At 67.2% G+C, this 3523-nt stretch carries 4 protein-coding genes and 1 pseudogene; 4 read left to right on the top strand and 1 reads right to left on the bottom strand.

Going from position 1 to position 3523, the window contains the following annotated elements:
* Nucleotides 1-288, bottom strand: a pseudogene (locus N878_RS15310) (hypothetical protein); the annotation flags it as partial.
* Between the two features lie 197 nt (nucleotides 289-485).
* Between N878_RS15310 and N878_RS15315 the strand changes: the two are divergent.
* The 4 genes from N878_RS15315 to N878_RS15330 all read left to right on the top strand — a co-directional run.
* Nucleotides 486-971, top strand: a complete 486-nt coding sequence (locus tag N878_RS15315; RefSeq protein ID WP_031303250.1) for an LEA type 2 family protein — start codon at nucleotides 486-488, stop codon at nucleotides 969-971.
* A 5-nt stretch (nucleotides 972-976) separates the two neighbouring features.
* Nucleotides 977-1174: an SEC-C metal-binding domain-containing protein gene (locus tag N878_RS15320; protein ID WP_021444498.1), complete on the top strand. Its 198-nt coding sequence runs from the start codon at nucleotides 977-979 to the stop codon at nucleotides 1172-1174.
* A 7-nt stretch (nucleotides 1175-1181) separates the two neighbouring features.
* Nucleotides 1182-1646 carry a DUF2489 domain-containing protein gene (locus N878_RS15325; protein WP_021444499.1) on the top strand — a complete coding sequence of 155 codons (465 nt, stop codon included), beginning with the start codon at nucleotides 1182-1184 and terminating at the stop codon, nucleotides 1644-1646.
* Nucleotides 1647-1767: 121 nt separating this feature from the next.
* On the top strand, nucleotides 1768-3523 hold a 1756-nt coding region (locus tag N878_RS15330), incomplete at its 3' end, for a penicillin acylase family protein (RefSeq protein WP_021444500.1).

The following is a 3523-nucleotide window of genomic DNA, read 5'->3' on the forward strand; positions in this document are numbered from 1 at the left end:
TGCTGCAGGCGCAGGCTCGGCGGCGGGCGGCGGCGCCAGTTCCACCTCCTCCACCGGCCGGTCCATAGCCACCACCTCGACCCGCGCGCCGGCGCGCTCCAGGGTGGCGCGATACTTCTCCGCCCCGGCGGCATCGAGGTTGTTCTTGATCACGATGCGCCGCCCGGAAAACAACTGGGCGATGCGCTGGGCATCGGCCTGGAACAGCTTGGCCAGATTGGCCTTGACCAGCTCCGGTTGGGCGCCCGGCACCAGTTGCCCGGAGAAGGCGATCTCGTAGCGACTCATGGTCACACTCCTGTCCTATTCGGCCCTCAGTATGGCGCAGGTTTTTTGACGCTAACACCGCAGGCGTCTCATCCACCGCTTTTCGGCCGACTTGGGCAGAAACCTGCGGCAACCTCGCGGCAAAAAATAATGATGGAGTGCCCAGGTTGCAGCCGAGCGGTTGCTTGTTACACTGGGGGCGTTATTGGGGGTATGACATGCTTTCTCAGGCGCAAACGATAAGAATTATCAGCCTATTGATGTTTTTGGGCCTCGCAGGATGCTCCACCTGGATGACAGGTGGTTTCAAGGACCCGGACGTCCAGCTCATCAAAGTTGATGTAATCAAGGCCAGGCTGCTCGAACAGGAGTTCCGCCTGCGTTTTCGCATCGACAATCCCAACGGCGTCAGCCTGCCGGTGCGCGGCCTCGACTACGCCGTGCACCTCAACGAGATGAAACTCGCCGAGGGCTATTCCAACGAGTGGTTCACCGTGCCCGCGCACGGCCACCACACCTTCGAGGTGCCGGTGCGCACCAACCTCTGGCGCCACGTGCGGCAGATCGTGAAGATGCTGGAGAAACCCGACGAGCCGATCCGCTATCGCCTGCAGGGCGAAGTGAAAACCGGCATGTTGTTCGGACGCAGCGTGCACATGTCGCGCAATGGCGAGATAATTCCCGGCGATTTCATCCCGGAGTAACCGCCATGAGCAACCAACCCCACGTCCACGGCCCCGACTGCAACCACGATCACGACCATCATCACGATCATGACCACGTCCACGGCCCGCATTGCAACCACGGCCATCAGGAGCCAGTGCGCAACGCGCTGAAGGACGTCGGCCGCAACGACCCTTGCCCCTGCGGCAGCCAGAAGAAGTTCAAGAAATGCCACGGCGCCTGAAGCCCCGATGAATGCGCCGACCCTCGCCCTGCTGCTCGCCGGTCTGCTGCTGATCGCGGCTCTGGCCGCCTATGCCTGGCATCTCTGGCGCCGCGTCTGGGCGCAGCAACGCAGCCAGGCCGCCGCCCAGCAGGAGCGCCAGCAGCGCCTCGGCGGCGACCTGACGATTCTCGCCGGCAGCCTGCTCGACGAGCAATTGCCGCTGATCGAAGGCGCCATCCGCATCAAGGTGCTGCTGGACAACTACGACAGCGAACTGAGCCGCGACAGCCGTTGCCAGGTGTTCCACCTGCTGTTCGAAGCCACCGCCGAGGTGCCCACCCATGGTGCCTGGAAGGCGCTGGACAAGCACGAGCGGCGGCGCTTCGAGAAGCGCTTCAACGAGCTCGAGCTGCAGCACAAGGCCGCCGCCCGTACGGCCGCCCGCTGGTTGCTCGACGAAGGGCTGAAGAGCGCTCGGCGAAACGCCTGACCCCCTCTTGCCAGGCTCTGCGCCCCTCATTACCGTGGCGACTTCATGGCCGATCGGCAGCGATCGGCCCGTCGCGCGCAGCCGCCGCCACCCGACCTATTGCCTGCCAAGGAATTTCGCCATGCGCACGCTGGCCTGCCTGACCCTTGCCGCTTCGCTGACCGGCCTCGCCGGCTGCCAGTCCCTGCTCAACAGTCGCTATGCCGACAGCGTGCCGCCGACGCGCGGCGTGGAACGCATCCAGGGCCTGGCGGAAAGCGCCTCGATCCGTCGCAACGCCCTCGGCATGCCGCTGATCGAGTCGGGCACCTTCCACGATGCGCTGTTCGCCCTGGGCTACGTGCATGCCGGCGACCGCCTCAGCCAGATGGTCGGCATGCGCCTGCTGGCCGAAGGGCGCCTGGCGGAAATGGCCGGCCCCGGCGTGCTGGAGATGGACAGGTTCATGCGCGCGGTGAACCTCAAGCGCAGCGCCGAGGAGCTCTATGCCGGCGCCTCGCCGCGGCTGAAACGCTTCTTCGAGGTCTACGCGCGCGGCGTCAACGCCTACATGTTCCGCTACCGCGAGCGCCTGCCGATGGACCTGGCCGAGTCCGGCTACCGGCCGGCCTACTGGAAGCCGGAAGACTCGGTGCTGCTGTTCTGCCTGCTCAACTTCGGCCTGGCGGTCAATCTGCAGGAGGAGATCGCCGCGCTGGTCATGGCCCAGCAGGTCGGCGCCGACCAGCTGCCCTGGTTGCTGCCGATCTACCCCGACGAGGCGCTGCCGTTCGACGAAGCGCAGAAGCTCGCCGGCCTCGACCTCAAGGGCCAGCTACCCGGCCTGCAGGCCGTCGGCCAGGCCGCGGCGCAGATCGCCGCGCAGCACATGCTTGGCGTCGCCGCCTCGAACAACTGGGCCATCGCCCCCGAGCGTACGCGCGGCGGCAAGAGCCTGCTGGCCAACGACACCCACCTGCCGCTGGCGATGCCGTCGCTGTGGAATTTCGTGCAGATCCGCTCGCCCAAGTACCAGGCGGCCGGCATCTCGCTGGCCGGCGTGCCGGCCGTGGTCGCCGGCTACAACGGCAAGCTGGCCTGGGGCATGACCATGGTCATGGGCGACAACCAGGACCTGTTCCTCGAACGGGTCAAGCGCGAGGGCGGCCGCCTGCTGTACCTGGCCGACGGCCAGTGGCTGCCGGCCGGCGAGCGCCAGGAGACCTTCTTTATCAAGGGCCAGAGGCCGATCCGCGAGACGCTCTACGAGACCCGCAACGGCCCGCTGCTGAACTCGGTGCTGGGCGAGCGCAAGCACGCGCTGCAACCGATGCGCCTGGAGAGCGGCTACGGCCTGGCGCTGAAGACCACCCAGTTCGAGCGCGACGCCAGCCTCGATGCCTTCTTCGACCTGTCCCGCGCGCAGTCGGTGGACGCGGCCTTCGAGGCCACCCGCGAGATCCGCGCCATGCCGCTGAACATCGTCTTCGCCGACGCCCAGCACATCGGCTGGCAGGTCACCGGGCGCTTCCCGAACCGCCGCGAGGGCCGCGGCCTGCTGCCCTCGCCCGGCTGGGACGCACGCTACGCCTGGGACGGTTTCGCCGACCCGATGCTCCACCCCTACGACCAGGACCCGCCGCAGGGCTGGCTGGGCAGCGCCAACCAGCGCAGCGTGCAACCGGGCTACGGCATGCAGCTGTCCAGTTCCTGGTACTACCCCGAGCGCGCCGAACGCATCGCCGAACTGGCCGGCAGCGGCCAGCATGACGGCCGCAGCATGATCGCCATGCAGTACGACCAGACCTCGCCCTTCGTCGCCAAGCTGCAGGCCATGTTCAACGACCCGGGCATGCAGGGCCCGCTGCGCGACGCCATCGCCGCCCTGCCGGCCGCCC

This window comes from Pseudomonas sp. EGD-AK9, assembly GCF_000465935.2.
Lineage (GTDB): Bacteria > Pseudomonadota > Gammaproteobacteria > Pseudomonadales > Pseudomonadaceae > Aquipseudomonas.